This window comes from Poseidonocella pacifica, from assembly GCF_900111875.1.
Lineage (GTDB): Bacteria > Pseudomonadota > Alphaproteobacteria > Rhodobacterales > Rhodobacteraceae > Poseidonocella > Poseidonocella pacifica.
The window spans coordinates 25,152-49,275 of sequence record NZ_FOJU01000001.1 but is presented as its reverse complement, the minus strand read 5'-3'; the positions used below and the strand labels follow the sequence as shown (position 1 = coordinate 49,275).

General features: G+C 60.8%; 24 protein-coding genes. 9 read left to right on the top strand and 15 right to left on the bottom strand.

Annotated elements, in window-relative coordinates; all coding sequences use genetic code 11:
* Positions 1-9 precede the first annotated feature (9 nt).
* From BM234_RS00260 to BM234_RS00210, 11 genes are all read right to left on the bottom strand, one after another.
* Entirely contained in the window at positions 10-1,599 is a 1,590-nt protein-coding gene (locus BM234_RS00260) for an acyl-CoA dehydrogenase family protein (protein WP_092059511.1), read from the bottom strand.
* A 3-nt stretch (positions 1,600-1,602) separates the two neighbouring features.
* Positions 1,603-2,478: an amidohydrolase family protein gene (locus tag BM234_RS00255; RefSeq protein WP_092059509.1), complete on the bottom strand. Its 876-nt coding sequence runs from the start codon at positions 2,476-2,478 to the stop codon at positions 1,603-1,605.
* Positions 2,479-2,487: 9 nt separating this feature from the next.
* Entirely contained in the window at positions 2,488-4,302 is a 1,815-nt protein-coding gene (locus BM234_RS00250; RefSeq protein ID WP_092059507.1) for a feruloyl-CoA synthase, read from the bottom strand.
* Complete coding sequence (locus BM234_RS00245; RefSeq protein WP_092059505.1) at positions 4,299-4,796, bottom strand: MarR family winged helix-turn-helix transcriptional regulator; 498 nt, start codon at positions 4,794-4,796, stop codon at positions 4,299-4,301. Before BM234_RS00245 ends, BM234_RS00250 begins: the two co-directional genes overlap by 4 nt.
* Before the next feature lie 12 nt (positions 4,797-4,808).
* On the bottom strand, positions 4,809-6,131 hold the full coding sequence (locus BM234_RS00240) for a TRAP transporter large permease (protein WP_092059503.1): 1,323 nt from the start codon (positions 6,129-6,131) through the stop codon (positions 4,809-4,811).
* Complete coding sequence (locus BM234_RS00235; RefSeq protein ID WP_092059501.1) at positions 6,131-6,667, bottom strand: TRAP transporter small permease; 537 nt, start codon at positions 6,665-6,667, stop codon at positions 6,131-6,133. Before BM234_RS00235 ends, BM234_RS00240 begins: the two co-directional genes overlap by 1 nt.
* Before the next feature lie 7 nt (positions 6,668-6,674).
* Positions 6,675-7,715 (bottom strand): TRAP transporter substrate-binding protein, encoded by a 1,041-nt coding sequence (locus BM234_RS00230; RefSeq protein ID WP_245752414.1) that lies wholly within the window; start codon positions 7,713-7,715, stop codon positions 6,675-6,677.
* A 46-nt stretch (positions 7,716-7,761) separates the two neighbouring features.
* Entirely contained in the window at positions 7,762-8,544 is a 783-nt protein-coding gene (locus tag BM234_RS00225; protein ID WP_281247918.1) for a crotonase/enoyl-CoA hydratase family protein, read from the bottom strand.
* A 10-nt stretch (positions 8,545-8,554) separates the two neighbouring features.
* Positions 8,555-9,319 (bottom strand): SDR family NAD(P)-dependent oxidoreductase, encoded by a 765-nt coding sequence (locus tag BM234_RS00220; RefSeq protein WP_092059497.1) that lies wholly within the window; start codon positions 9,317-9,319, stop codon positions 8,555-8,557.
* 194 nt (positions 9,320-9,513) lie between these two features.
* Entirely contained in the window at positions 9,514-10,182 is a 669-nt protein-coding gene (locus tag BM234_RS00215) for a dioxygenase family protein (RefSeq protein WP_092059495.1), read from the bottom strand.
* A gap of 3 nt (positions 10,183-10,185) precedes the next feature.
* The gene (locus BM234_RS00210) at positions 10,186-10,785 is read right to left on the bottom strand and encodes a dioxygenase family protein (RefSeq protein WP_092059493.1); all 600 of its coding nucleotides are present in this window, start codon (positions 10,783-10,785) and stop codon (positions 10,186-10,188) included.
* A 74-nt stretch (positions 10,786-10,859) separates the two neighbouring features.
* On the opposite strand from BM234_RS00210, the gene BM234_RS00205 reads away from it, so the two are divergent.
* A complete protein-coding gene (locus tag BM234_RS00205; protein WP_092059491.1) occupies positions 10,860-11,648 on the top strand; it encodes an IclR family transcriptional regulator in 789 nt (262 codons plus the stop codon).
* Between the two features lie 2 nt (positions 11,649-11,650).
* On the opposite strand, the gene BM234_RS00200 is transcribed toward BM234_RS00205, so the two are convergent.
* A complete protein-coding gene (locus tag BM234_RS00200) occupies positions 11,651-12,529 on the bottom strand; it encodes a beta-keto acid cleavage family enzyme (RefSeq protein ID WP_092059489.1) in 879 nt (292 codons plus the stop codon).
* Position 12,530: 1 nt separating this feature from the next.
* A complete protein-coding gene (locus BM234_RS00195) occupies positions 12,531-13,868 on the bottom strand; it encodes an aspartate aminotransferase family protein (protein ID WP_092059487.1) in 1,338 nt (445 codons plus the stop codon).
* A 38-nt stretch (positions 13,869-13,906) separates the two neighbouring features.
* Between BM234_RS00195 and BM234_RS00190 the strand changes: the two genes are divergently transcribed.
* Genes BM234_RS00190 through BM234_RS00155 form a run of 8 tightly spaced genes read left to right on the top strand, consistent with a single transcriptional unit; the run spans position 13,907 to position 21,409 of the window.
* Complete coding sequence (locus tag BM234_RS00190; RefSeq protein WP_217645930.1) at positions 13,907-15,115, top strand: CaiB/BaiF CoA transferase family protein; 1,209 nt, start codon at positions 13,907-13,909, stop codon at positions 15,113-15,115.
* The gene (locus BM234_RS00185; RefSeq protein WP_092059484.1) at positions 15,112-15,990 is read left to right on the top strand and encodes an SMP-30/gluconolactonase/LRE family protein; all 879 of its coding nucleotides are present in this window, start codon (positions 15,112-15,114) and stop codon (positions 15,988-15,990) included. The genes BM234_RS00190 and BM234_RS00185 overlap by 4 nt, the downstream gene beginning before the upstream one ends.
* A gap of 4 nt (positions 15,991-15,994) precedes the next feature.
* Complete coding sequence (locus BM234_RS00180; RefSeq protein WP_092059483.1) at positions 15,995-16,894, top strand: dihydrodipicolinate synthase family protein; 900 nt, start codon at positions 15,995-15,997, stop codon at positions 16,892-16,894.
* Positions 16,891-17,178, top strand: coding sequence for a (2Fe-2S)-binding protein (locus BM234_RS17815; protein WP_092059481.1), 288 nt, complete (start codon positions 16,891-16,893; stop codon positions 17,176-17,178). The genes BM234_RS00180 and BM234_RS17815 overlap by 4 nt, the downstream gene beginning before the upstream one ends.
* Positions 17,175-18,575, top strand: a complete 1,401-nt coding sequence (locus tag BM234_RS00170) for an NAD(P)/FAD-dependent oxidoreductase (protein ID WP_092059479.1) — start codon at positions 17,175-17,177, stop codon at positions 18,573-18,575. The genes BM234_RS17815 and BM234_RS00170 overlap by 4 nt, the downstream gene beginning before the upstream one ends.
* Complete coding sequence (locus BM234_RS00165) at positions 18,572-19,675, top strand: NAD(P)/FAD-dependent oxidoreductase (protein ID WP_092059477.1); 1,104 nt, start codon at positions 18,572-18,574, stop codon at positions 19,673-19,675. The genes BM234_RS00170 and BM234_RS00165 overlap by 4 nt, the downstream gene beginning before the upstream one ends.
* Positions 19,672-20,448: an SDR family NAD(P)-dependent oxidoreductase gene (locus BM234_RS00160; protein WP_092059475.1), complete on the top strand. Its 777-nt coding sequence runs from the start codon at positions 19,672-19,674 to the stop codon at positions 20,446-20,448. Before BM234_RS00165 ends, BM234_RS00160 begins: the two co-directional genes overlap by 4 nt.
* A gap of 19 nt (positions 20,449-20,467) precedes the next feature.
* Positions 20,468-21,409: a hypothetical protein gene (locus BM234_RS00155; RefSeq protein ID WP_092059473.1), complete on the top strand. Its 942-nt coding sequence runs from the start codon at positions 20,468-20,470 to the stop codon at positions 21,407-21,409.
* A 181-nt stretch (positions 21,410-21,590) separates the two neighbouring features.
* On the opposite strand, the gene BM234_RS00150 is transcribed toward BM234_RS00155, so the two are convergent.
* Both BM234_RS00150 and BM234_RS00145 read right to left on the bottom strand, forming a co-directional pair.
* Positions 21,591-22,547 (bottom strand): MBL fold metallo-hydrolase, encoded by a 957-nt coding sequence (locus tag BM234_RS00150; RefSeq protein WP_092059471.1) that lies wholly within the window; start codon positions 22,545-22,547, stop codon positions 21,591-21,593.
* Positions 22,544-24,055: an FAD-binding oxidoreductase gene (locus BM234_RS00145; RefSeq protein WP_245752412.1), complete on the bottom strand. Its 1,512-nt coding sequence runs from the start codon at positions 24,053-24,055 to the stop codon at positions 22,544-22,546. The genes BM234_RS00150 and BM234_RS00145 overlap by 4 nt, the downstream gene beginning before the upstream one ends.
* Between the last annotated feature and the right edge of the window lie 69 nt (positions 24,056-24,124).

Here is a 24,124-nt window from a genome sequence, read left to right as displayed (position 1 = left end):
GCAAGATTTTCAGGAGGCGGCCGCCATCGTCGCAGGCAGATCCAGCAACGCCAAGCTCACGGGCAAATGTCGCGACAGGGCAAAGTCGAGCAGCCTTTCGTACTCTGGAGTCGCGCCCACCGCAGCGATACGCGCGCAGACGGCACGGTGGAAAAGCGCACAGCTCAGCTGTGCGAAGTCATGGGCCAAAGCTGCCGGATCCTCCACCTCAAGCAGTCGAGCGCGCGCCTGTCGCCAGATATCCCGTAGGTTCAATATGGCAGGATGATCGGTCAGCTCTTCGATCAACGCATCGAAGGCATCTGCACCCGCCCCGCCCGCCTGCCGAAGCCCCCGCGTCGCGATGGCCAGTTCGTGGATCCCATTCGCCCCTTCGTAAATCGCAGTGATCCGCGCATCGGCCCAAGTTTGCGCCATGCCGTACTCAGTCAGATACCCATATCCGCCAAGGATCTGGATTCCGAGATTGGCCGAAGAAATCCCCGCTTCTGTGCAGAACACCTTGCAAATCGGCGTCAGAAACTCGACCAGCGCGGGTCGCGTCCCGCGCATCATTTCGACCAATGCCACATGCGCCATGCCCCGCGCGCCAATCTCAAGGCACCTTTGCTCGTCTAGCATGCGGCGCACGTCGGGATGCTCGGCCAAGACTGCATCCCTTCCGTCAGCCCGCCTTCCCTGCGTACGTTCTGCGGCGTAAGCGCTCGCAAGGCGGTGCGCACGGGCGGCAAGCGCGACGCCCTGCAGGCTTACGTCCAATCTGGCATGGTTCATCAGAACAAACATCGCCGTCAGTCCTGCGCCTTCCTCTCCGACGAGTTCCGCCGGACAGCCAGCGAATGCCATCTGACACGTGGGTGATGCGTGCAGGCCCATCTTCTCTTCGATCCGCGTGACGGTAACGGCGGCGCCAGCGTCACGCTTACCGGCAAGAAACAACGATAGCCCCTTGATCCCGTCTTCCGTCGCGCCCGTGCGGGCGAGGATCAGATGCAGGATATCTTCGCTCAGATCCTGATCGCCGCCGGAGATGAATATCTTTTCGCCGTCGATAACCCACCCATCGCCAGAGCGCGTCGCCTTGGTGCGAATACGCGACAGATCAGAGCCCGCCCCCGGTTCGGTCAGGCACATCGTCGAAAGCGCCTCACCCGCCGCGAGTTTTGGAACCCAAGCCGCCTGTTGTGCATCGGTGCCAAACCTGCGGAGCGTGGAGATCGCGCCGGGCACAAGATTGCAGACCATCTGCATCGACAGATTGGCGCCGGAAAAAATCTCGGATACGGCCGCTGCGACAAGTGCGTTCTGGGCCATGCCGCCATGCTCTTCAGGGGCGGATAGCCCCTGCCAGCCCATAGCGCTCAATTGCGCGAACGCTTCCGCAAAGCCGTCCGGCATCCGGACATACCCATTCTCCAGCGCGCACCCCTGCCGGTCGCCCGGAGCATTCAACGGCGCGATCACACCCTCGGCGAAGGCCGCGAAGTGTTTTATGATCTCGGGTCCAAGATCGCCGTCCCATTGCGGCAACTGGTCAGCACCGGCGACGTTCTGGAGCGAGAACAGAATGTCATCAACGGGCGCTTCGAATGCTGTCATGACCTAACTCGCCACGCCCAAAAGACGCATGGCATTCTCCTTGAGGATCAACGGGCGAACATCATCCCGGAAGTCTGCCTGATCAAAGGCATCCAGCCACTTCTCTGGGGCGATCATCGGCCAGTCGGACCCAAAGAGCATCTTCTTTTTCAGCATCCGGTTTGCATACTGAATGAGGATTTTCGGAAAGTACTTCGGCGACCATCCGGACAGATCTATGTAAACGTTCGGCTTGTGCTGAGCGACCGACAGCGCCTCTTCCTGCCATGGGAACGATGGATGCGCGAGGATGATCGGCATGTCGGGAAAATCCACGGCCAGATCATCCATGTACATCGGGTTGGAGTATTTCAAACGCATACCATTCCCGCCGGGCATGCCCGACCCCACCCCGGTTTGTCCGGTGTGAAACAAGGCCGGTTTTCCGGTTTCGGCAATCGCCTCATAGAGAACGTAGGCGGACCGATCGTTGGGATAAAACCCCTGCATGGTCGGATGGAACTTGAACCCCTGAACCCCGTGATTTTCGACGAGGTCCCGCGCCTCGCGCGCGCCAAGCTTGCCCTTGGCCGGGTCGATGGAGGCGAAGGGGATGAGTATGTCAGAGTTTTTCGCGCAGGCGTCCGCCACCTCGTAATTGTCATAGCGCCGATATCCGGTTTCGCGCTCTGCATCGACGGGAAAGATCACGGCGGCGATGTTCTTCTCGCGGTAGTGCGCCGCAGTTTCGTCGATCGTCGGTGGATGCTGCCATGGAGCGCCGAAGTACTTGGCCATGGTGCTCTGCAATTCATCATAGCCGTCATCGGCATGACAGCCACAGGCCTCCTCCGCATGGGTATGAAAATCAATCGCGCGAACATTTTCGAAATCGACCATGTGTTTCCCTCACACCCGGATCAGAGCCGGATCTTCATTGTCATAAAGCCGTTCAAGCAGGGCGGCGCGCCGTGCCATGATCTTGCGCGGATTGAGAGATCCCTTGTCGGTTATCTCGCTGTCCTTGAGCGATGGCGGCTCTGCAAGAATGATTGCGCGCGAGATCCGTCTTGCCGAACCCGACGCGGCTTCGGCCATGGCGCTCAGGCGGGATTCGATCTGTGATTGAAGCACCGGGTCAATCACAGCCCCCTCTGAGGTATTATCGCCATGCACCTGATCCGGGCGGGGAAAGATGAAAAGGCCGACGGCATCGCGGTCGTGCCCGCAAATCATCACATCCTGCACCAAGCCCCGCAGCACCTCGAGTGCGTCCAACCGGAGCTTCCCCGCCTGTACCCATGTGCCCGTCAGAAGCTTGAAATCCTCGGATACGCGCCCGTCGAAAGCCAAGCCCCGCTCGGGATCGTTCACATCCACAAATCGCACGGCATCACCGGTTCTAAGGAAACCTTCGTCGTCAAAGGCATCCGCCGTCCGCTCAGGGTCATCGAAATAGCCCGCCATGATATTCGGGCCTTTGACCCGCAGTTCGCAGCGCATCTCATCATCGGGGATCAATTTGATCTCCGTCCCGGGCAACGGCACACCGATCACGCCGGAGCGTCCGATCGGCTCATGCACCATGAGTGTCGCGGGTGCCGTTTCGGTCATCCCCCAACTGGAAATCATCAGAGGCAATCGGCCTCGGACCTCCACAGCCATTTCCTCAAGCCGGGTCCAGACATCCTGCGGCAATGACGCCCCGGCATAAAAGATCATATCGAGATCACCGAAATACGCTTCGCGCAGGGCGAGATTGCTCTCCATCTCATGGACCAACATGGAAAACCCGACGGGGACGTTGAAAGACAAGGTTCCCGGCCGTTCGATGACATTGCGCACGGTTCGCTCGAAATGTTTCTTGGTGGGCTTGCCATCGTCAATGACGAGTGTTCCCCCATGAGCGAGCATCATGTTGACGTTATGCGACCCGCCGAAAACATGGTTCCACGGCAGCCAATCACAGATACGCGGCGCGCGGTCCCTCAGGAACGGCAAGACGGACGCCATTTGCATCTGGTTCGCGCACATCATTCGCTGGGTGGTCAATACCCCCTTGGGATCGGAGGAGGACCCCGAGGTGAACAGAACCTTGGCCACGGTATCCGGCCCTGTGGAGGCGAGCAGGGCATCCGCATTCTGGCCCTTGTCACCTTCCAGCAGGCTGGCGAACGACGTCGCCGCGCCCTGCGCACCGTCGAGGTGCGTTGCAACAATCTCGACACCGCGGAGTTGCGGCAACGCCAATGCCCCTGCGTAGAGGGCGGCATCCTCCGCATAGGCCATGACCGGGCGCACCTTTTCCAGCACATAGGTCAGCCGCCCGTGGGCCTCGGGGATAAGCGAGTATTGCTCGGCCAGCGGAACAGTCGGCACGCCGGCGTATTGCGCGCCGAAGGACAGCAGAGCGTGATTGATGGAATTCCCTGACAAGATCACGATTGGGGTTTGCGGCCCCATGCCGCGCGCGCCGAGCGACGTGGCAATGGCACGAACCATCCTCAAGGCCTGCGCGAAGGTGACATCCCGCCAGCCCGCTTCTGCGCGCTCGGACAAAAACACATTATCCGGGGTCTGTTCCGCCGAATGATGCAACCAGTCCGCGGTACGTTCCACCACCGGAGCAAGCGGTACCTGAGAGGTCAGGATCAGATCGCTCTTCCGGCGCGTCAAGCTCACCGAGTGGGGTACGAGGTCGAGACCTGTTTGACTATCGATCAATGTTCTCTCTCCAAATCGGTGCCGGAGGTTTTGCTCACCCGGCCAAGCAAATCACGGAGCTGCGCGATCTCGACCTCATTGAGATCACTCAGGATCGCGGCTTCGTGTTCCTGTACCGCCTTCTCAACCTTGCCCCAGAGACGGCGACCCGCCGCCGTAACGGTGAGTGCGTTGGTTCTACGGTCTCCTTTGACGGGTTTGCGCCGGAGCACCCCGGCGCGTTCCAATTCGTCCACCACGACCACCACGCCGGAGCGTTTGATATTGAGCAGATGCGACAACTCCGTCTGTGAGATACCGGGGCTGTCGATCACCACCGCGAGCGCCGAGAACGTCCCCGTCCGCAGACCAAATGGCGAGAGCGTTCTTGCCATATCCTCTTGGATCAGAAGGTATGCGCGCTTCATCCGGTAACCGGCGAACTGTCGCAGAAGCGCATCGCTGGGCTCCCTTCTAGCTGCCGTGATCTCTGTGCTCGAAGACTTTTCAACCATCCTCTTTCGTCCTCAATTCATCACAAGATCGACCAGCCAATAGCTCAGGGCCGGAAAGGTGATCAGGATCGCGATGCGGGAAAATTCGGCCAGAATGAACGGCAGCGTGCCACGGAATATCTGTGTCATCGGGATATCCCTCGCCATCGCTGAGATGACGAAGAGGTTCATCCCGACCGGCGGCGTGATCAGCCCCATTTCGACCACGACCAGCGCGATGATCCCGAACCACATGGCTTGCTGTTCGGGCAGGAGGCCAAAATCGAGCGCCATGATCGTGGGAAAGAAGACAGGAACGGTCAGAAGGATCATCGAAAGGCTGTCCATGAGGCACCCCATCACGAGGTAGAACAGCACGATCGCGAGCAAAACCACCATCGGGGCGATATCGGATGCCGCGAAATACTGGGCGACGTCCATAGGCATCCGGCTAAGTGCCAGGGCCACGTTGAACAGATCCGCGCCGAACACGATCGCAAAGATCATCGCGCTTGTTCCTGCCGTGTCGATCAGACTTTCAAGAACGGTCCGCGGGGTCAGCCCCCCCTTCAGGCTGCCCAGTACCAACGTCAGGATAACCCCGACCGAGGCACCCTGTGCAGGGGTAAAGTATCCACCATAGATCCCGCCCAGCACGACGGTAAAGATCACCAGAACATGCCAGATTTCCCCGATGGCGCGCACCCTCTGCCGGAACGTGGCGCGTTCGCTTGTTGGGCCCTCGTGCGGGAAGAGACGCACATAGATTGAAATCGCGATCATGAAGCCGACGACCGCGAGAAATCCCGGCACCGTCGCGGCGAGGAAAAGTTTGACGATATTCTGCTCTGTCAGAAGCGCAAAAATGATGAGGACGATCGACGGAGGGATCAGGATTCCCAGTGTCCCACCCGCAGCAAGCGACCCTGCGGAGAGTGCCCCGGAAAACCCATGTTTGCGCATTTCGGGCATGGCAACGCGCGTCATCGTTGAGGCCGTCGCAAGCGAGGAGCCGGAGATCGACCCAAAGAGCGCGCAGCCAGCGACCGCCGCCATGGCAAGCCCACCGCGCAAATGTCCGATCCACGCGCGCGCCGCGTTGAAGATTGACGCCGAAATTCCCGATCTCGTCGCCAGATGGCCCATCAGGATGAACAGCGGCACAACGGCGAAATCGTAAGACATGAACTTGTCCACCCAAGCCGTGCTTAGATACGCCTTGAGGCCGGCAAAAGAGCTGAGGTGCACATAGCCAATGATCCCGGCGATCGCCATGGCCAGGGCAATGGGCATACGCATGAAGATCAGAACAAACAGGCCCGCGATCAACACGAGCGAAAACGTGAAGGGATCCATCACACACCTTCCGTTTGCGGGCGGCGAGGCAGGAGAGCCGTGACCCCCTGCGCCGTGGCGACGAACGCCGACAGCCCTGTGCCGATCACCGCGGGTACGTAGACCCACCAGACAGGCGCGCGCAGCAGCATGGTGCGGTCGCCATAGCCGTGCATCTCGGAGAGGCCATGCAGAAGCCGCCAGCAGACAAACGCCCAACCTGCGGCAAACAACAGGGTCCAGATGCTATCCATGGCCCTGTTCACCCTGTCGGGAAGCCAGTTGGTGAAGACATCGACCATCACATGACCCTTCGTGAGTTGGCAAAGCGGGAGGAACAGTGAGGCACAGGTCGCGCAGGCCAGTTCAACCAGTTCGAACTCCCCTCGCACGGCCCCGAAGCCCATCAGGCTCCGAACAATTGAAAAGGTGACCACGAACGCCGCGCCAAAAATGACCAGCCCCCCGACCGCAGCACAAGCGACGCATACGCGGTGAAGCAGCCGGAACAGAGGGGCATGGAGCCCCTCTGCGTTGCCAATGGATGACTCCGACATTTTTCGATCAGCCCGCGTCGAGCAGTTCGTTGGCTCGCGCCATGATCGCCGCACCATCGTGCCCGCGGTCGTTCAACTTGGCAATCCAGGCTTCGTGCACCGGCGATGCCGCCTCGCGCCAGCGATTGATCTCCTCCACCGGGATCTCCTCGATTGTGTTGCCGTGCTTTTCGACAACGCCCCGGCCAAAGGCTTCGAAACCATCGAACTGCTTGCCGATCCGGCGCGAAAGCTCGATCCCCGACGCCGCGTCAATCACGCCGCGCAGATCATCCGAAAGCCCTTCGTATCTTGCCTCGTTCATCAGCAGGGAGAACGAGTTGGCATAGAGCCCGCGCGCGCCCGCTGCCGGTTCCGAGGTAAAGGATGTCAGTTCCTGCAATTTGAAGGCCGGCACCACTTCGTATGGCAGGCAGCACCCGTCGATCACGCCGCTGGACAGCCCGACCACCATTTCCGTAACCGGGAAGAAGACCACCTCTGCCCCGAATCCGGCCAACATATCGCCTGTCGACTGGTTCGGCGCACGGAGTTTCAGCCCCTGAAGGTCGGCCGCGCTGAGCACGGGCGCATCGCGTGTGTGCAGTTTGCCACCATCATGCGTGTGATACGCCAAAGGTTTCATCCCGCGGTATTCATCTCCGCCGAACTCATCCATCAGGTTATGCAAGGCAACGGAGGTCTTTTCCGCATTCGTCACCATGAACGGGTTCGACATCGTCTCCGCGACAGGAAAGCGATCGGGTGTATAGACCGGCAAGGTCCAGGCAATGTCGCAGATCCCGTTGCGCACCTGATCCGCGAGCTGGGGCGGCTTGCCGCCCAGCTGCATCGCCGGAAAAATCTGTACCTCGATGGCACCTTCGGACGCTTCGGCCAGTTCGGCGGCCCACACTTCGAAGAAGCTCGTATGCATCGGTGCCACCGGTGGCAGGAAGTGATGCAAGCGCAGCGTGACTTCAGCAGCGGATGCCCGTGAGACCAATGCTGGTGTCGCGAGCGCCGCGCCCATCGAGGCGAGCGCCGTACGGCGGGTCATGTGTGTCATTTGGTTTCCTCCCTAAAATGACGTTTTTGCCTGTCTTCTCTTTGGACTATCGAAAGACAGGTTTCCGTTTCTCGAGAAATGCCTTGAGCCCCTCCTCGGCGTCCGCGCTGGTCTGTGAAACCGCTGCGGCAAGGCTTTCCGTAAAGAGACCATCGCTCCGCGACATGTCCGAAATCCGACTGATCGCCTGAATCATCATGTAGTTGGACAGCGTCGCATTCCGTGCGATGCCTTGGGCCAGTTCGCGGGCCTTCGGCAAAGCTTCCCCCTCACCGACCGAATAATGCGTGAGACCCATGGCAAGCCCCTCCTCGGTTCCGAACTTGCGACCGGTGAGCATCATCTCGCACATCCGGTCGGCGCCAAGGATACGGCCGACCCTCACCGTCGCGCCACCTCCAACGAAAATGCCGCGCCGCCCCTCGGGAAGCTGAAAGATGCAACTGGGCTCTGCGATACGGACATGTGTCGATGCCGCGAGTTCCAGCCCGCCTCCTATGACCGCGCCGAACATCGCGGAGACGACGGGAAGCCCGGACAACTGGATCAGATCCATCACGCGGTGCCAGTTGCGTGAATGGCGCATCGTGCCTTCCGCATCGCGGGCGACATGCTCTGACAAATCGAGCCCCGAACAGAAATGCCCCGCCGTGCCCGTCAGGATCACCACGCGGACGCCTTCTGGTGGGTTGGAAAAGAAGGCGTCAATGCCGTCAAGCAACTCGTCGCACATCGCGTTCCGCTTGGCCGGCCTGCTCATCGTCAATGTCGCGACGGGGCCATCAATGTCGATTTGCAAAACGGTGTCTGTGGCTTCGGGCAGAGTCACATCGGTATCCTTACTTGATCGGCATGCGCGCGGCGGCATCGAGACGTATCACCGTCCCGTTCAGCATTGGGTTTTCCACTATGCTCTGCGCAAGCTGGGCATATTCATCGGCATCTCCCATTCGGGAGGGATAGGGAACGGCGCGCAAGATATCCGCCCGGATATCGTCGGGAAGCCCCGCGCTCATCGAGGTTTCAAACAGACCCGGGGCAATCGCCATCACGCGAATGCCGAACCGAGCGAGTTCGCGCGCGGCCGGCAAGGTCATCGAGACGATGCCGCCTTTCGATGCGGCATAGGCCGCCTGCCCGATCTGTCCGTCCTCAAACGCCACTGACGCGGTATTGATGATCACGCCCCGCGCATTGTCCGGCCCGATCGGGTCCGCAGCGGCCATGGCCCGCGCCGCGATATTCATGACGGTATAGGTACCAAGCAGATTGACGCGCAGCGCCTGTTCGAAACTGTCGATGCTCAGGCTGCCGTCACGCGGCAAGATGCGCGCCGCCGTGCCGATACCTGCGCAATTGACGACAACTCTGGGCGCCCCTTGCGCCGCCTCGATTTCACGGAAAACGCGCTCAACACCCTCGCGGTCAGAGACGTCAACGGCGTGTGCAGATCCACCTATGTCATCCGCGGTTCGCTGCGCCGCGTCGGGGCTCAGGTCAAGGCAGGCGACAACAGCCCCGGCGTCGGCAAAACGGCGCGCTGTGGCGGCGCCAAGTCCACTTCCCGCCCCCGTAATCGCGACGGATGTATGATCAAGAATCATCGCAACCTCCCACCCCAAACAGATAATCCGAAAACATAATAGTTAAGTCAATGACCATTTTTTATGAATTTATATCAGTCATTTAATATCTATGGGTTCGATTTATCGTCCAATAATAGAGTGCGCACTTGTAGACGGCGAAGATCGTTCGCCCCCGCCCTATCTGATATCGACGCTCTCTTCGTATCTTTGTCCTACTCAAAAAATGTCGCGTTGCGGCCACCGATCACGATGTCAAAGTCGTAACCCTCCTCGACATCCGTCCCGCCCGGATCGCGCGGTTTGCCGATGTTGCGCTCAAAGGCATCTCCCATCAGGATCGCCATCGGATCGCTTGCGTTGTTTGGCTCATCCGGGAAGTACATTTGCGTGATCATCCGCGACGCGCCGCCACTGATCGACATGTGGATATGCTTGGGGCGCCATCGCCCGATATCCGGCCTTGCAAGATACGCGCCCGGACTGATCGCCCAGAACCGATAACGCCCCTCGTCATCGGTCAGAACGCGCCCCATACCAAGGTGGTTCTCATCCAACCGCAGACCGGAGTGATCTTCGATATGCCGATAGCGCCCGTAGAGGTTGGCGCTCCATATCTCCAACAAGGCATTTGGCACCGGGCGCCCAGAGGCCGTACATACCCGCCCCGTCACCTCGATCGGAACCCCGTCGGCGCGGGGCCGATCCGGGGCCGTTCGGGTCATGTCCCACTCATGTGGGTTCGTCACATAGCGCGCGGGCACTACTGGCACGAAACTGCTGCGCGCGACCTCCGGGATCAGCCGAAGAGGCTGGCGCGGGGTGCGTTGATCAGAGGTATTGTCGGTGGGGCCAATGCCCAAAACACGTCCATGCTTGCCCATGTCTCAACTCTCCAGATCATCGAAGAAGGGGGTTTCGCCGGGACCGGCCATAACGACATCGAAAAGATACACCTCGCACCCGCCCGCGGTGCGCCCGTCATGCTTGGCGATCAACTTCGGTGCCTCGGCGCCAACCGATAGCAAGACGGGATCGGTGTCATTGCCTGTCTGACCCTCGAAGAAGATTTGCGTCACGATCCGATTTATCCCATCCGAAAAGATCGTAAGTGTGATATTGGGCGCACGCCCCGGCGCAGCGCCCGGCAGGATCGTGCGGTACCCATAGGCCCCCGATGCCGTTCGCAAGCGCCCGTAGCCATGAAACCACGGGTCAACATCATCCTCCCCTTCGGTTGCAGGGGTACGATAGACACCCTTCGCGTTGGCTTGCCAAAACTCCAGAAGCGCACCGTTCGCGAGGTCGCCGTGCCGGTCCAGCACTCGCCCGCGCAGGATGATCGGTGTCCCGGCCGCCTGCCCCACGACACCTGGATCGAAGCGGGTCAGATCCTCCAACGCGGGATCGGCGAAATAAATCGGGAAGTATGGCCCGCAGGTATCTTCGTTGGTGGCGGGCAAAAGGTTGGATGTCAGTTCGCTCATCGCCTGTCCTCCATTGTCTTCGCTATGTTTTGCATATTAAACACACCCAATCGCAACACGGAATTCGACCGCCCATGGCCAAAGCGTCCAACCACGATGTCTATTTCGTCCCCGGACTGTTTCGGGGTTTGCGCGTTCTGGAAATTCTGGGCGCCGCCGAAACGCCGATGTCCCTGAGCGACATCGCCCGCGCGATGGAATTGAGCCGTTCCTCTGCCTTTCGTCTCGTCTATACACTGAGACAGATGGAATTCATCCGCGAGGCCGAACAGGCCAACACATTCACCCTTGGCGCGCGCGTTCTGAACCTCGGCTTCGCCTACCTGAACCAGCAACCCATCACGGCCATTGCGCGGCCCATTCTCGCAAATCTGCGCGACGAAACGGGCGTATCCACGCACCTGAGTGTCCTCGAAGGCGACGACGTGCTGTATCTCGTCAGCCATCAGGCGCGGTCGGGTTATGTCTCGAACATGCGCACCGGGACGCGCACGCAGGCCTATGCCTCCGCGATTGGCTGGTGCCTGCTGGGAAATCTGGACGAAGACGAACTCCGGGTCTTTGCCGCGCACCAGAACTGGCATCGTTTCACCGACCATACGCCGATGGATCCGGCAAGCCTCATCGCGCGGGTGACAGAGGTGCGTGAGACAGGGTTTGTCATTTCGCGCGGCTTCCGGGAGCCGGGCGGATCGAGCGTCGCGGTGCCTGTGCGGGACCACTCGGGCGGGATCGTGGCGTGCGTGAACCTGTCGGGACCGGACAGCGGATTTGATTTCGATCGCATGGAAAGCTTCTATCTGCCCCTCGCCCAGACCGCGGCGCAGGAAATCTCCCGTGCCTTGGGGCATCAGGGCGGCTAAGCTCATCCCGCTATCCCCAGAATGGCGCGCGCGTCATCCGGATCAGCCAACTCACCACCCAGATCATCGATAATCCGCGCGGCTTTCGTCACCAACTGCGCGTTGTTTTCGCAATGACATCCCTTGCTGACATAGGCCGTATCCTCCATGCCGATACGGACATGCCCGCCCAACAACCATGCCTGCGCCAGCATCGGAAACGCCGCACGACCTATGCCGAACGCAGCCCATTGTGTCCCGGTTGGCAATTGACTTGCCAGATAAGCCATGGTGGCTGGATTGGCGACTGCACCAAACCGAACCCCGAGCACCATCTGGACCATCAGCGGGGTTTGCAGAATACCCCGCGAGACGAAATCCTTCACCATGTGCAGATCGCCGCTGTCGAAGATCTCGATCTCTGGCGTGACGCCGGCACCGTAAATCCGGTTTGCCATGATCTCGAGATTGCGCGGCGAATTGATGACCGATGCCTGCCCTGACCACATGGTATTGAAATCCAGCGTGCAGATATCCGGTCGCAGCGCCTCTACATGGGCCACCCGTTTTTCCGGCGAGCAAAGGGTCGATCCCTCAGCAGCTATCTGTGGGTCTGCATCCGAAGGGACGAACCGCCCGCCTTCACCGGTGGTAAGATTCAAGAGGACCTCGGCATTCTCCGCCCGAATGCGGTCCACCAATTCTGAATAGAGATCAAGCCGCATGGACCCCTTGGCCGTCTCAGGATCGCGCACATGCAGGTGGACAATTGCCGCACCAGCTGCGGCGGCATCCAGTGCCTGACGGGCAATTTGCTCCGGCGTGATCGGCAGATTGGGGCTGATCTCCGGGGTCATCAGGTTACCGGTTATCGCCGCCGTGAGGATCGTCTTGCGTGCCATTCTATCCCCCCAGAACGTCGTCCACGGCCGCCGCGAGCGTCTCGACGATCAGGTCGATCTCCTCCGGGATTGACGTATACGACGGGGCCAAAAGCACGTGATCCCCATGGGTGCCATCCGCACAACCTTGGGAGGGGTAAGTCATCACATTCCGCGCCCTGGCAGCAGCGCCGATTTTCGCGGCGATGCCCTCGGCCACGTCAAACGGAGCCTTGGTGCCACGGTCGGCGACCAGTTCGATGGTCCAGAACAACCCACGCCCGCGGATATCACCCGCATGGGGGTGTTGCCCGAACGCGGCTTCCAAGGTCGACGCAAGCTGCTTCCCGCGCGCGACGACATTGCTCAGGAGGTTCTCTTCGTCGATGACATGCTGTACCGCCAGCGCCCCTGCCGTGGCGATGGCATGGGACATATAGGTATGTCCGTTCCAAAGCCTACCGCTGCCTGCCTTGATAACATCAACCACTTTACCAGACGCCAGCACCGCGGCAATCGGCTGATATCCCGCCCCCAGCCCCTTGGCCATGGTGGTCAGGTCCGCGGCAATCCCTTCCTGCTCCAAGGCGTACGTCGTACCAGTGCGGCCCATCCCGCTCATGACCTCGTCCGCGATAAAAAGCACCCCATATTGGTCGCAGATCTCGCGCACGCGCTTGAAATACCCTTTTGGCGCGGGCTGGGTGCCCAAGGATGCGCCCACGACGGGTTCGGCAACGAAGGCCATCACGGTTGCCGGGTCCAACCGGAGTATCTCCGCTTCGAGCAGATCTGCCATCCGGCGCGCGAAGCCCTCTTCGCTCTCATCTTTATGCTTCAACCGATAGGGATAAGGCGCGTCGATGTGGCTGACATCTATCAGCAAGGGCGCGAAGGGCGCGCGCCGCCCCTCGTGGCCACCTGTCGCCAGCGCACCCAGAGTATTTCCGTGGTAGCTTGGTTTTCGAGCGATGATACGAGAGCGCTCTGGCTCTCCGTTCTCAACGCAGTATTGCCGGGCAAGCTTGAGCGCGGCCTCCATGGCCTCGGAGCCGGACCCGATAAACATGACGCGTCCCGCGCCAGTGCCCTCGGGCGCGCGGGCAACCAGATGAGCCGCCAGATCCTCGGCAGGTTGGTTGGTGAAGGAGCCGGTATGGGCGAAGGCGAGGCGATCCACCTGCGCCTTGATTGCCTCTCGAACCTTGGGGTGATCGTGCCCGAGACAGGAAACCGCGGCCCCGCCGCAAGCATCAAGATAGCGCCTCCCCGCCCCGTCGATAAGGTAGTTCCCTTCCCCCGCGACTGCCACCGGCAAGCTTGAATGAAGGTCTCGATGAAAAACGCTGCTCTCGGCCATAGGCTCACATCATTGCGTATTGCATATAAAATCATGTTTTGTATATTAGACACACACTCATATCGCAAGGCTTTACTGACGTGATGGGCGCATTGGACGGCATAAAGGTTCTGGACCTCACCCATGTTCTGGCTGGGCCGTTCTGTACGTATCAACTTGGACTGCTCGGCGCGGAAGTGATCAAGATCGAAGACCCCAGCAACCCAGATTGCGCCCGGGGTCGAGGCCCCGATGACGCGCTGAACGCCAAAGGGCTTGGGCTGAATTATCAGGTTCAAGGGGGCAATAAACGCTGTCTCGCGCTCAATCTGCGCGCACCCGAAGGGGCCGGCCTACTCAAACGGCTCGCCCAGAACGCCGATATCCTCGTCGAAAACTACACCACCGGCGCTCTGGCTGCTCTTGGCTTGGGATATGACACGCTATCGGCGGTAAACCCCAAGCTCATCCATTGCTCAATTACCGGATATGGCGAAAGTGGGCCGCAGGGTGAGCACGGCGCTTATGACAATGTCATTCAGGCCACGAGCGGCACCATCGCACAGTGCGGAGGCGTGAAACCGGGGGTTTCCTTCGTTGATTATGCCACAGGATATGCCGCTGCTTTCGCCGTGGCCGCGGCGTTGCATCAGGCGAAGCGCACGGGCCTTGGAACGCATATCTCTGTTTCCATGCTCGAAGTGGCGATGCAGATGATGGCGCCCGAGGCCGCCGCCGCCCAGTATCCGGCCGAAGTCGATCGGGAAAAGGAAGCAGGCATATCCAGCTATGAGACCACGGAGGGGCGCTTGATGCTCGGGGCCTTCCACCCGGCACAGTACCGCAAATTGGCCACGCTTTTCGATGAGCTTGGCCATTCGATGCCCGCATTAGGTAATGTCCACGACTGGGGCGATGTCTGGGCGCTGACAGAGGAAACGAAGGCGCAGATGCGCGCTATCTTTGCCACTTCGGACGCGGATACATGGGTGGAGCGTCTGCGCGGCGCGGACCTTCCAGCCGAACGGATCAGAACACTGAGCGAAGCGGTGACCCTGCCTCAACTGGCTGCGCGTGACTACTACCAACAAAGCCCTACGGACGCCCGCATCTCTCTGCCTGGCACCGCTTTTCATCTGAATGGCGAGGGCGGGAGACTGCGAAGCGCGCCGCCGGCTTTGGGGCAGCATTCCCGCGATATCCTGTCCGAATTGGGAGTAGAAGACCGGCAGATCGACGAGCTTTATCAGGCGGGGACAGTTGCATGACAGCCTTTGCCGCGACCCAGTGGAGCGCCCTACCGGACGAATTCCACCATCGGGGGGAGCCATCGGCCTGGGCGAAGATGACCCGTCCTGGACACCCCATGCATTCCTTTCTGGAGGCAGCGTTCTTTGATGAAAGCGCCAACCTGTGGCTTTCGGATGTGCCCTATGGCCGGGTGTTTCGCATCTCGCCGGCTGGCGACTGGGCTCTGATGCACCAGATCGACGGCGAACCCCATGCCATGCGCCTTGCCCCCGACGGACGCCGGATCGCAGTGGATTACCGGAATGGCCTCATTGAACTGACAGGCAAGTCCAGTTTCTCTGTTCTTCACTCCGGTGCGCCCACCCCCTTCCTCGGGCTGTCGGACATGACTTATGGCCCCGATGGCGCACTCTGGTTCACCGACAGCGGACGCAGCAGCCTGAGCGATGCGCGGGGACGGGTCTACCGCTGGCACGACGGCACATTGCGGTGCGTACTGGATTGCGTCCCCTATTCGAATGGCATCGCCGTTTCACCTGACAACTCATGGGTCTATGTCGCGGCCACGCGCGCCAATCAGGTGTGGAAGTTCTCGACCCGGCTGCCTGACAAGGAACCGCCGATGGTGGGCACCTATTTACACCTCTCAGGCGGGCTTGGCCCCGATGGGCTGGCTTGCAATGCGCTCGGATGGCTTGCCGTCGCACAAGCGCAAGCAGGCCGGGCCTATGTCTTTGACTCGCTTGGTGATCCCGTCGCTGAAATACGCCTGCCACGGGGGCTCTGGACCACATCCGTGGCTTTTGATCCCGCAGATCCGCACCGACTTTTCATCGTGGACGCCCAGTACGGCGGCGTTTTCACCTGTCAAATTCCCGCCCCAAGGACTTGAACCCATGCAGAAAGACGACCTTCACGGCTATGTGCCAGCCATCGCCACACCGTTCAACGAGCGAGGCGAGATCATGGAAGATGCCTTCGTCGATCTCTTCGAGTTCTTGATCTCGCGCGGAGCGACGTGCGTTTGCATCGCTGGCGACAACGGCGAAAGCTGGGCGTTGAACGCAGAGGAGCGCGGCCGCCTCGTCCGGCTGGCAAAGAATACCGCAAAAGGCCGCGTGCCCGTCATGATGGGCATCTCCGCACCGACCATAGATGCGTCCTTGGCATATATACGGGCAGCAGAGGAGAATGGCGCAGATGTCCTCCTGTCGATGCCGCAGACCTATGTGCTCAAGGCGTCCGAGCCCGAGTTGTTGGCGCGCTTCGACAAGGTTTCGGCGGCCACCAAGCTGCCGCTTGTCCTCTATAATTCCCCCCGCCGCATGGGTTTCTCACTCACCATCGACCAGACGGAGCGTTTGCTGGACAATCACAACGTCATCGGCATCAAGGAGAGCCAGCGGGATTTCTTCTATCATACCCACCTTCTCCACCGCCTCGGGCACCGGATGTCCGTCATGACGGGCCCTTGTCATTATATCCTGCCCGCCTTCGCACTTGGCGCAAAAGGGTTCATCGCAACGGGGCCGGAGTTCACCGACCTGTTGCCGTCTGAAATGGCGTCCATTGGCACCGCAGCCCCTGATGAAACCTATCGCAAGGCGCATCACCAACTTACCGTCCTTTACGAGTTGCTCATGGGCACGGGGACATGGCCCGCTGCGTTCAAGGCGGCACTCAACCTCATTGGGCAACCTGCCGGGGTTCCACGCGATCCGGTTCTTCCCCTCTCCGGCGGTGATCTCGACAAGATCAAGCGCACGTTCGACGACTTGGGCATCGCCTATCGATGATCCGGCTGGTGCCCAACCATGCGCCCGCGATCAGGCGTTCCGAGAAGGTACATTTTACCTTCGACGGGCAGTCATATGAGGGCCATGTGGGCGAGAGCCTTGTGAGCGCATTGACCCGGGCCGGGCACTTGAGTTTGCGCGGCGCGCCAGTGGATGGGGCTCCTCGCGGCGCGTTCTGTTGCATGGGGCTGTGTCAAGAATGCGCGGTCATTGTGGATGGGCAGGTTGTGGAAGCATGCCGAACGGACGTATCGGCCGACCTCGTTGTTGAGCGCGTGCGATGAGCACCCATCATGATATCGCCGTGATAGGCGCGGGTCCGGCGGGTGGCAACGCCGCGCTCGTTGCCGCGCGGGCCGGACTGGACGTGGTCTTGCTCGACGAACAGCCTGTTCCCGGCGGGCAGGTCTGGCGAGGCAAATCGCCCAGCATCCATTCCGCGCCCCAAACTCCCGAAAGCCAATCTGGCGATGCCTTGCGACAGGCGTTGACGGAGAGCGCCGTGGAGCAACTCACCGATGCCCGCGTCTGGGATATTCGGCGGCAGGACGATCGCTGGGCACTTCAGGTTCTGCGAAATGGCGAGTCACATGAGGTTGCCGCCAGCGCTCTGATCCTCGCGACAGGCGCGCGTGAATACGTGCAACCAGTACCGGGCTGGACAACGCCGGGGGTTATCGGTCTCGCCGGGGCCACGGCCCTTTTCAAACAATCCCTTACACTTCCCGGCACGCGCACGGTGGTCAGCGGCACGGGCCCACTTGTTTTCTATGTCGCCAGTGAGATCCGACGTCTGGGCGGCGAGGTCGCCGCAGTGGTCACGCCAAATACCCGAGGCGAATGGGCGCGCGCCCTGCCCGCGATGGCGGGGCAACCCAGACTGCTCGGTCGGGGCGCACTTTGGGTCGCTGACCTGATGCTGGCGCGCGTGCCGATCCTCTGGGGCCATGCGATCTCTGAGGTATTTGGCGGAAACAGTGTGACAGGTGTTCGTGCCCGCCGATTGGGAGAAAATGATCCCGGCCAAGAATTTAGCGCCGACAGTGTGTGTGTCGGGCACGGGCTGATCCCCCAGATCGAAGCCGCGCAGATGCTTGGGGTCCATATCCTGCATGATCCGGCCTTGGGGGGCTGGGTGCCCGAGGTTCAACCGGACGGCGCAACTCGGGTCGATGGATTATACCTGACCGGGGATGGCTGCGGCATTCGGGGGGCCACTGCGGCGGCTCTGCAGGGAGTGCTGACAGGGGCCCGCGTCGCTCGGGATATGGGCAAGTCTACGCACATGCCGTCACTCCGGCCATGGCGACGGGCCGCAAAGTTTGGCCGCGCCATGACAGCGTTGAGCCAACCGCGTGCGAGCGTCGCCGCTCTCACCACGGACGAGACAATTGTGTGCAGATGTGAGAGCCTCCGTCGGGCGGATATCCTCGCAGAAATAGCTATAGGGGCACAGAGCACGAATGCGGTGAAATCGGGGCGGAGGGCCGGAATGGGCCCCTGCGGAGGCAAGTATTGCCAAACGGCCATTGCGGCACTCATCGCCGCGCAGACTGGCAAGCCCCTGTCGGAGATCGCACCACCAACGCCGCGCCCACCGCTGCGACCAGTCCCCCTCAGTCAGGCCGCAGGTGATTTCGATTATGACGACCTGCCTATCCCGAAACCCGCCCCGCTATGACCCAAGCGATCCCATACGACATCGCGATTATCGGCGGCGGGATCATGGGCTGTGCGACCGCCCTGCGCGTGGCGGAAGGAGGCATGACCGCTATCGTCTTGGATCAGGGTGACCTCGGCCAAGGAGCATCGGGGGTCAACGCTGGCACGCTCAGCTTGCAGATCAAGCGGGTCAAACTGATGCCCTATGCGCTGAGGGGACATCATCTCTGGGAGCAGATGGGCGATGCCGTAGGCTTTGCCAAGACCGGGGGATTTACGCTCGCCTTTACTCCACGGGAGGCGGACATGCTGCACGAGCGCCAAACGCTCAAGGCTGAGGCAGGTGCTCCGATAGAGTTTGTGGCCAATAACCGACTGCGCGACGCCGAGCCGCATCTGACGCATAAAGTCCAGGCCGCGAGCTTCTGCGCCGAAGACGGCTATGCCAACTCCTCCCTGACAGGCCGCTATTATCGCGGCCGCCTGCAAGACGCGAACATACCCTACCGCGAAGGGTGTAAGGTCACGGCAATCAAGGAAGGCGCGCCTTTCGAACTCAGCACGCCGCAGGGCACGATCCGTGCGACGCGAATTTTGCTTGCAGCGGGCGCATGGCTGAAACCCTTGGCCGCGCTGCTGAATGTCGATTTGCCCGTCAACGCGCGGGTGAACACGGTCTCTGTAACCGAGCGAATGCCGCCACTCATACGCAGTGTCATTGGCCACGCCACGGGCCTTCTTACCATGAAGCAAAAGGCGAACGGCACCGTGTTGATCGGCGGCGGTTGGCAAGGGCGCGGCACCCCGCAGGAAGGACGCGGCACCGTGGATGCACACACCGTCCGGCCAAACCTCGCGCTGGCCCAATACGCCGTGCCCGCCTTGGGGTCTGCGCGTGTTCTGCGCAGTTGGACAGGGTTTGAAGCCAATGTGCCGGATTTCTATCCGCTGGCTGGCCCACTGCCCGGCGTTCCGGGGGCATTCGTTCTGGGCTGCGTCCGCGGCGGTTACACCATCGGCCCCTACATCGGACAACTGATGGGGGATTCCATTCTGGGGCGCGAGCCCGAAATGCCCCTGTTCGATCCGGGGCGTGACTTCGAAAAGGATACAGCATGACCCGAGACCCGGCCCGTCTGGACGGAAAACTTGCCATCATCACCGGCGGCGGCAGCGGGATCGGCGAAGCCACAGCCCATGTCTTTGCAGATGCCGGAGCGACCGTGGTCGTCGCGGGACGCCGGCTAGAACCACTTGAAAAAGTCGCCGCGACCATCGGCGGGCATGCCATTGCCTGCGACGTATCCAATCAAGATGAGGTGCGGGAACTCTTTGCCAAGGCTGCGACGATCACGGGGCGGGTCGATGTGTTGCTCAACAACGCAGGTGGCCCCGGCCCCATCGCACCGGTGGCCGATGTCGACATGGATGCCTGGATCGGCTGCATGAACATCAATCTCGTCGGCGCGATGTACTGCCTGCAAGAAGCGGCCAAAATCATGAGCGCCCAGGGCGCAGGCTCTATCATCAACATGTCGTCGCTAATGGGCATCCAAGGCTATCCGATGCGCTCGGCCTATGTGGCCTCGAAATTCGCTCTGATCGGCATCACCGAAACCATGGCGCGCGAGCTTGGCCCCAAAGGGGTGCGCGTCAACGCTCTGATGCCCGGCGCGGTGTCGGGTGAAAACATGGACCGGATCCTTGCGCGCCGCGCCGAGGCGGAAGGCCGTCCCGCCGAGGAGATCGAGCGAGAGAACTATACCGATGTCGCCGCGCTCAAACGCTGGGTTGCCCCGGAGGAGGTCGGGCGCGCAGCGCTCTACTACGCCAGCGACCTTAGCTCTGCCATCACAGGCGATAAAATGAAGGTAGATTGCGGGCGCTTCTAGCCCGCCTGAGGAGGAAAGAATGCAAGTCGAATCCCTGACGCTGCCCCTGCCCCATGACTGGTTCGCAGCCGAGACCACCTTGCCGAAGCACCGTTTCCGCATGTCTCAACTGATGGCATCGGGAAACGCCATGACAGGGCTCGCCGCCCGCGTGACGCAGGCCGTGGCAAATGAAGAGTTTGCCCCCTCCGAGAGCACTCTCGATGGGGCGCAGCGGCTGTTTGACAGCTACTTTCTGGTGGAGCGCGCTTCTGGGGCACCGGTGGAGATGCTGCGCGCCGCGATGGCAAAAGCGCTGCCCCTCTGCGCGGCCGATATAGAGACCGGCTCGGCGCTCTCAGATGTGCAACTGCAAACTTTGGCCCGCGGTTTGCATCGGCTTGCCGATTGGGCCTTGATCCCCACGGCGGCACCGGCGGCCGCCTCCCCCCACGTGACTGCTGATCCCCTGTTCCGCTGGAAGCAGCAACATCAACTGTTCTTCCTGATCATTCACGGGATGCTCTATCTCTTGCACGTCCTTGAAGAGACCCTTGATCGCGAACATGCACCGGTCACACAGGCGGTCTTGAGTGATTTCGCGGATCTGATGGAAGCGTCGACCGTGGCCTTTCATCTCGCTGCCGATTTCTCGCCCGAGGATTATGAAAGCCGCATTCGCCCTGACATGACCGCCCATGATCCGCACTTTTCGGGGTTGTTTTACGCCGACCACAAGGAGTTGGTGACCAGCCTTCGCGTGCTCAAGCGCGTGCCGGACGACTTCGAGGAGGAACTGGACAGGATCAGCCGCGCCATTTCCGAAACCTATGACGCCCATGCCCGTGTGTGCCTGCGGTTCGTCGGAGAAACTGCAAGCCTCGCATCGAAGGATGACAGCCGAATTGCGGCTGAAAGCATCCGGGGCAAATACGTGAAACGGACCAAGGTGATCGCCGGACTGGCCAAGCCGCGCGCGTGAAACGAACCGGTTAGGCCACGGCAACCACTGGCCTACAGTGAAGCTGTCGCCGCCGACGAAAGACCGAACGCGCGGCGCCTCCCTACCGGAGCGCCGCGTTCCACCCAAGTTACCGATAGACGCCGCATCGAGTGGCGTACGGTCGCGGGGCCACAAAGGCCCCGAATAGCTTCCCGCGTCGTTATTTCGCTTCTTCGGATGCCAAACGATCTTCGGCTCCGGCGCGCAACGTTTCGATCTGGGCCAACAATCCCTCCGGATCGACCATCACGTTTGGCTGCCCATCCACGCGATCGGCGAGCGCCTGACGATCCTCATCGAGGTTGTTCGAAAACCCATGCGTTGTGAGGTGTACATCGATCCCCATGTCCCCCGCCTCTGTCAACGCGCGCATGCGATCAAGGCTCTCGATGAATGCTTCGACCTGCGGCGGACCTTCGATTGCATTCAATCCCAACCCTCCGATGGTGATCGCGCGGTACGTTTCGCCCTCGTCTCGAACGTCGTACACATAAGATGCCGTGCCCCACGTATGGCCCGGCGTTTCGAGCACGGTGAATGTGTTATCCCCCAGCGATATCCTATCGCCATCCGCCACGACCATTTCAGGCTCAATCATATCCCAGGCGCGCGGACCGCCCTGCGACTCCTCAGACGCCGCGACGGCCTCATCCCATCCCCCCTGCGTCATCACGAAGGTCGCATTGGGCAGCAACGGTTTGAGCGTTGCGGCACCTCCGACGTGGTCGAAATGCCCGTGGGTCATCAGTACGTATTTGATATCAGCCAGATCGGTCCCCGTTTTGGCGATGTTATCGACAAGCGTTTGGGTAAACGGCCCATAGAGCGCGTCTATGAGCACCGTGCCCTCCTCCGTATGCACCAGCCAAGCTGACACCCAGCAAATCCCGACATAGTCGACGTTATCGAATGGAGACCACGGCTCGACATATTGAGCTTCGGGATTGTTCAGCCAACCTCCCAGATCCGGGGGCATCTTACCGGTGCGACCGAACTCGGCGAAACGTTCAAGGATCTGATCCGACGGGCATCCATCAAAGAGAGCTTGCGCGCTTGCCTGCCCGCCCAACCCCGTGGCCAATGCCGCAACCAAGCCCATGCCAATCAACTTTCTCATCGCGTCCTCTCCTTTGGAGTGGTTTCTTGGCGGGGTGAAACCATGCCCCCTTCCGCGGGGATGAGCTTCCCCGGATTCATCAGCCCTTCGGGATCGAGGGCCGCTTTGATGGCGCGCATCGCCGCAAGCTGACTCTCTTGCTTCAGCTTGCGCATCACGTCGAGTTTGCTTTGTCCAATCCCGTGCTCGGCGGAGAACGACCCCTTGAGGCGCAGCAAGAGGTCAAAGGCTTCCTCCTTCGCCCTTTCCAATGGCAGAGCCTTCCAATCCTGCCCCGGTCCCGCGCTGAGCGCATAGTGAAGATTGCCGTCACCCAAATGCCCGACGGTCAGGGGTTGAAACCCCATGTTTGCCATTGCGTCATCCATCGTGGCGACAAACTCGGCAATCGCGGCAAGCGGCAGTGAAATATCCATGTGATAGGCCGGGCCGTTGGCGGTAATCGCCTCAAGGACGGATTCCCGCATGGTCCAGAGGTCAAGCCGCTGCTGCTCCGATTGCGCGATCATCGCATCGAGTATCACGCCCTCTTCCATCATCTCTTCCAGCACGGCGAACACCATGTCCTGCAGATGCGACGCGCCATCGTCACCCTGCGTCGCGTCGTCCGCTCGGCTGGAAGCCACCTCGAAGAACAGCCCCGTTTCAGCGGGTACTTCGAGCGGTTGCCGAATACCGGGAAACGCCCTGCAGATCACATCGACGGCCGCTCTTGGCATGTATTCAAACGCCTCCACCCCGCCGCCCGTGCGATCCTGCAATCTGTTCAACACCGCAGGAGCATCGCTCAAGGCAGCCAATGACAGAAAACCGGTTGTGCGGGTCAATGGTATTGGCGACAGCTTGAAGACAGCCGCCGTAACGATCCCAAGCGTCCCCTCTGCGCCGATCAGCAAATCCTTCAGATCGTAGCCAGTGTTGTCCTTGCGCAGCCCTGTAAGCGCATTGATCACCGAGCCGTCGGGCATCACGGCTTCGATCCCGATACAAAGCTCACGCGTGGTGCCGTATTTCACCACGTTCGATCCACCCGCATTGGTCGACAGCGCCCCGCCGATCATGGCGCTCCCCTGCGCGCCGAAGGTCAGGGGAAAGATCAGCCCACTGTCGCGTGCCCTCTCTTGAACAGTCTGAAGGACCACGCCGGCCTCTACCGTGATGCTTCGCCCATCGGCATCGAGGTCACGAACGGCATTCATACGCTCTAGGGACACCACCATGCTGCTGTGATCCGCGATTGGCATCCCACCCCCGCAAAGCCCCGTCCGACCGCTCGACGGTACGACCGGCACGCCATGGGCACGGCAAAGGCGTACAATTTCTGAAACCTCTTGCGTAGTTTTGGGGCGTACAACGGCCAGCGGTGTCGCGGCATAACGCCCTGTCCAATCCTTGCAGTAGGTAGCGACTTGATCGTCGCCACCGCGCAGAACCTGAGCGGCGCCGACGCTTTTAGCGCATTTGCGCAGCAACTCTTCGGTCTGTGTCGAACTGGGCGCGGGTGCCAAGAACATCTCCTTCGTACTTCACGTGTGAGTCCCGGACTACGGACACTAAACTACCATGTTACATGCAAT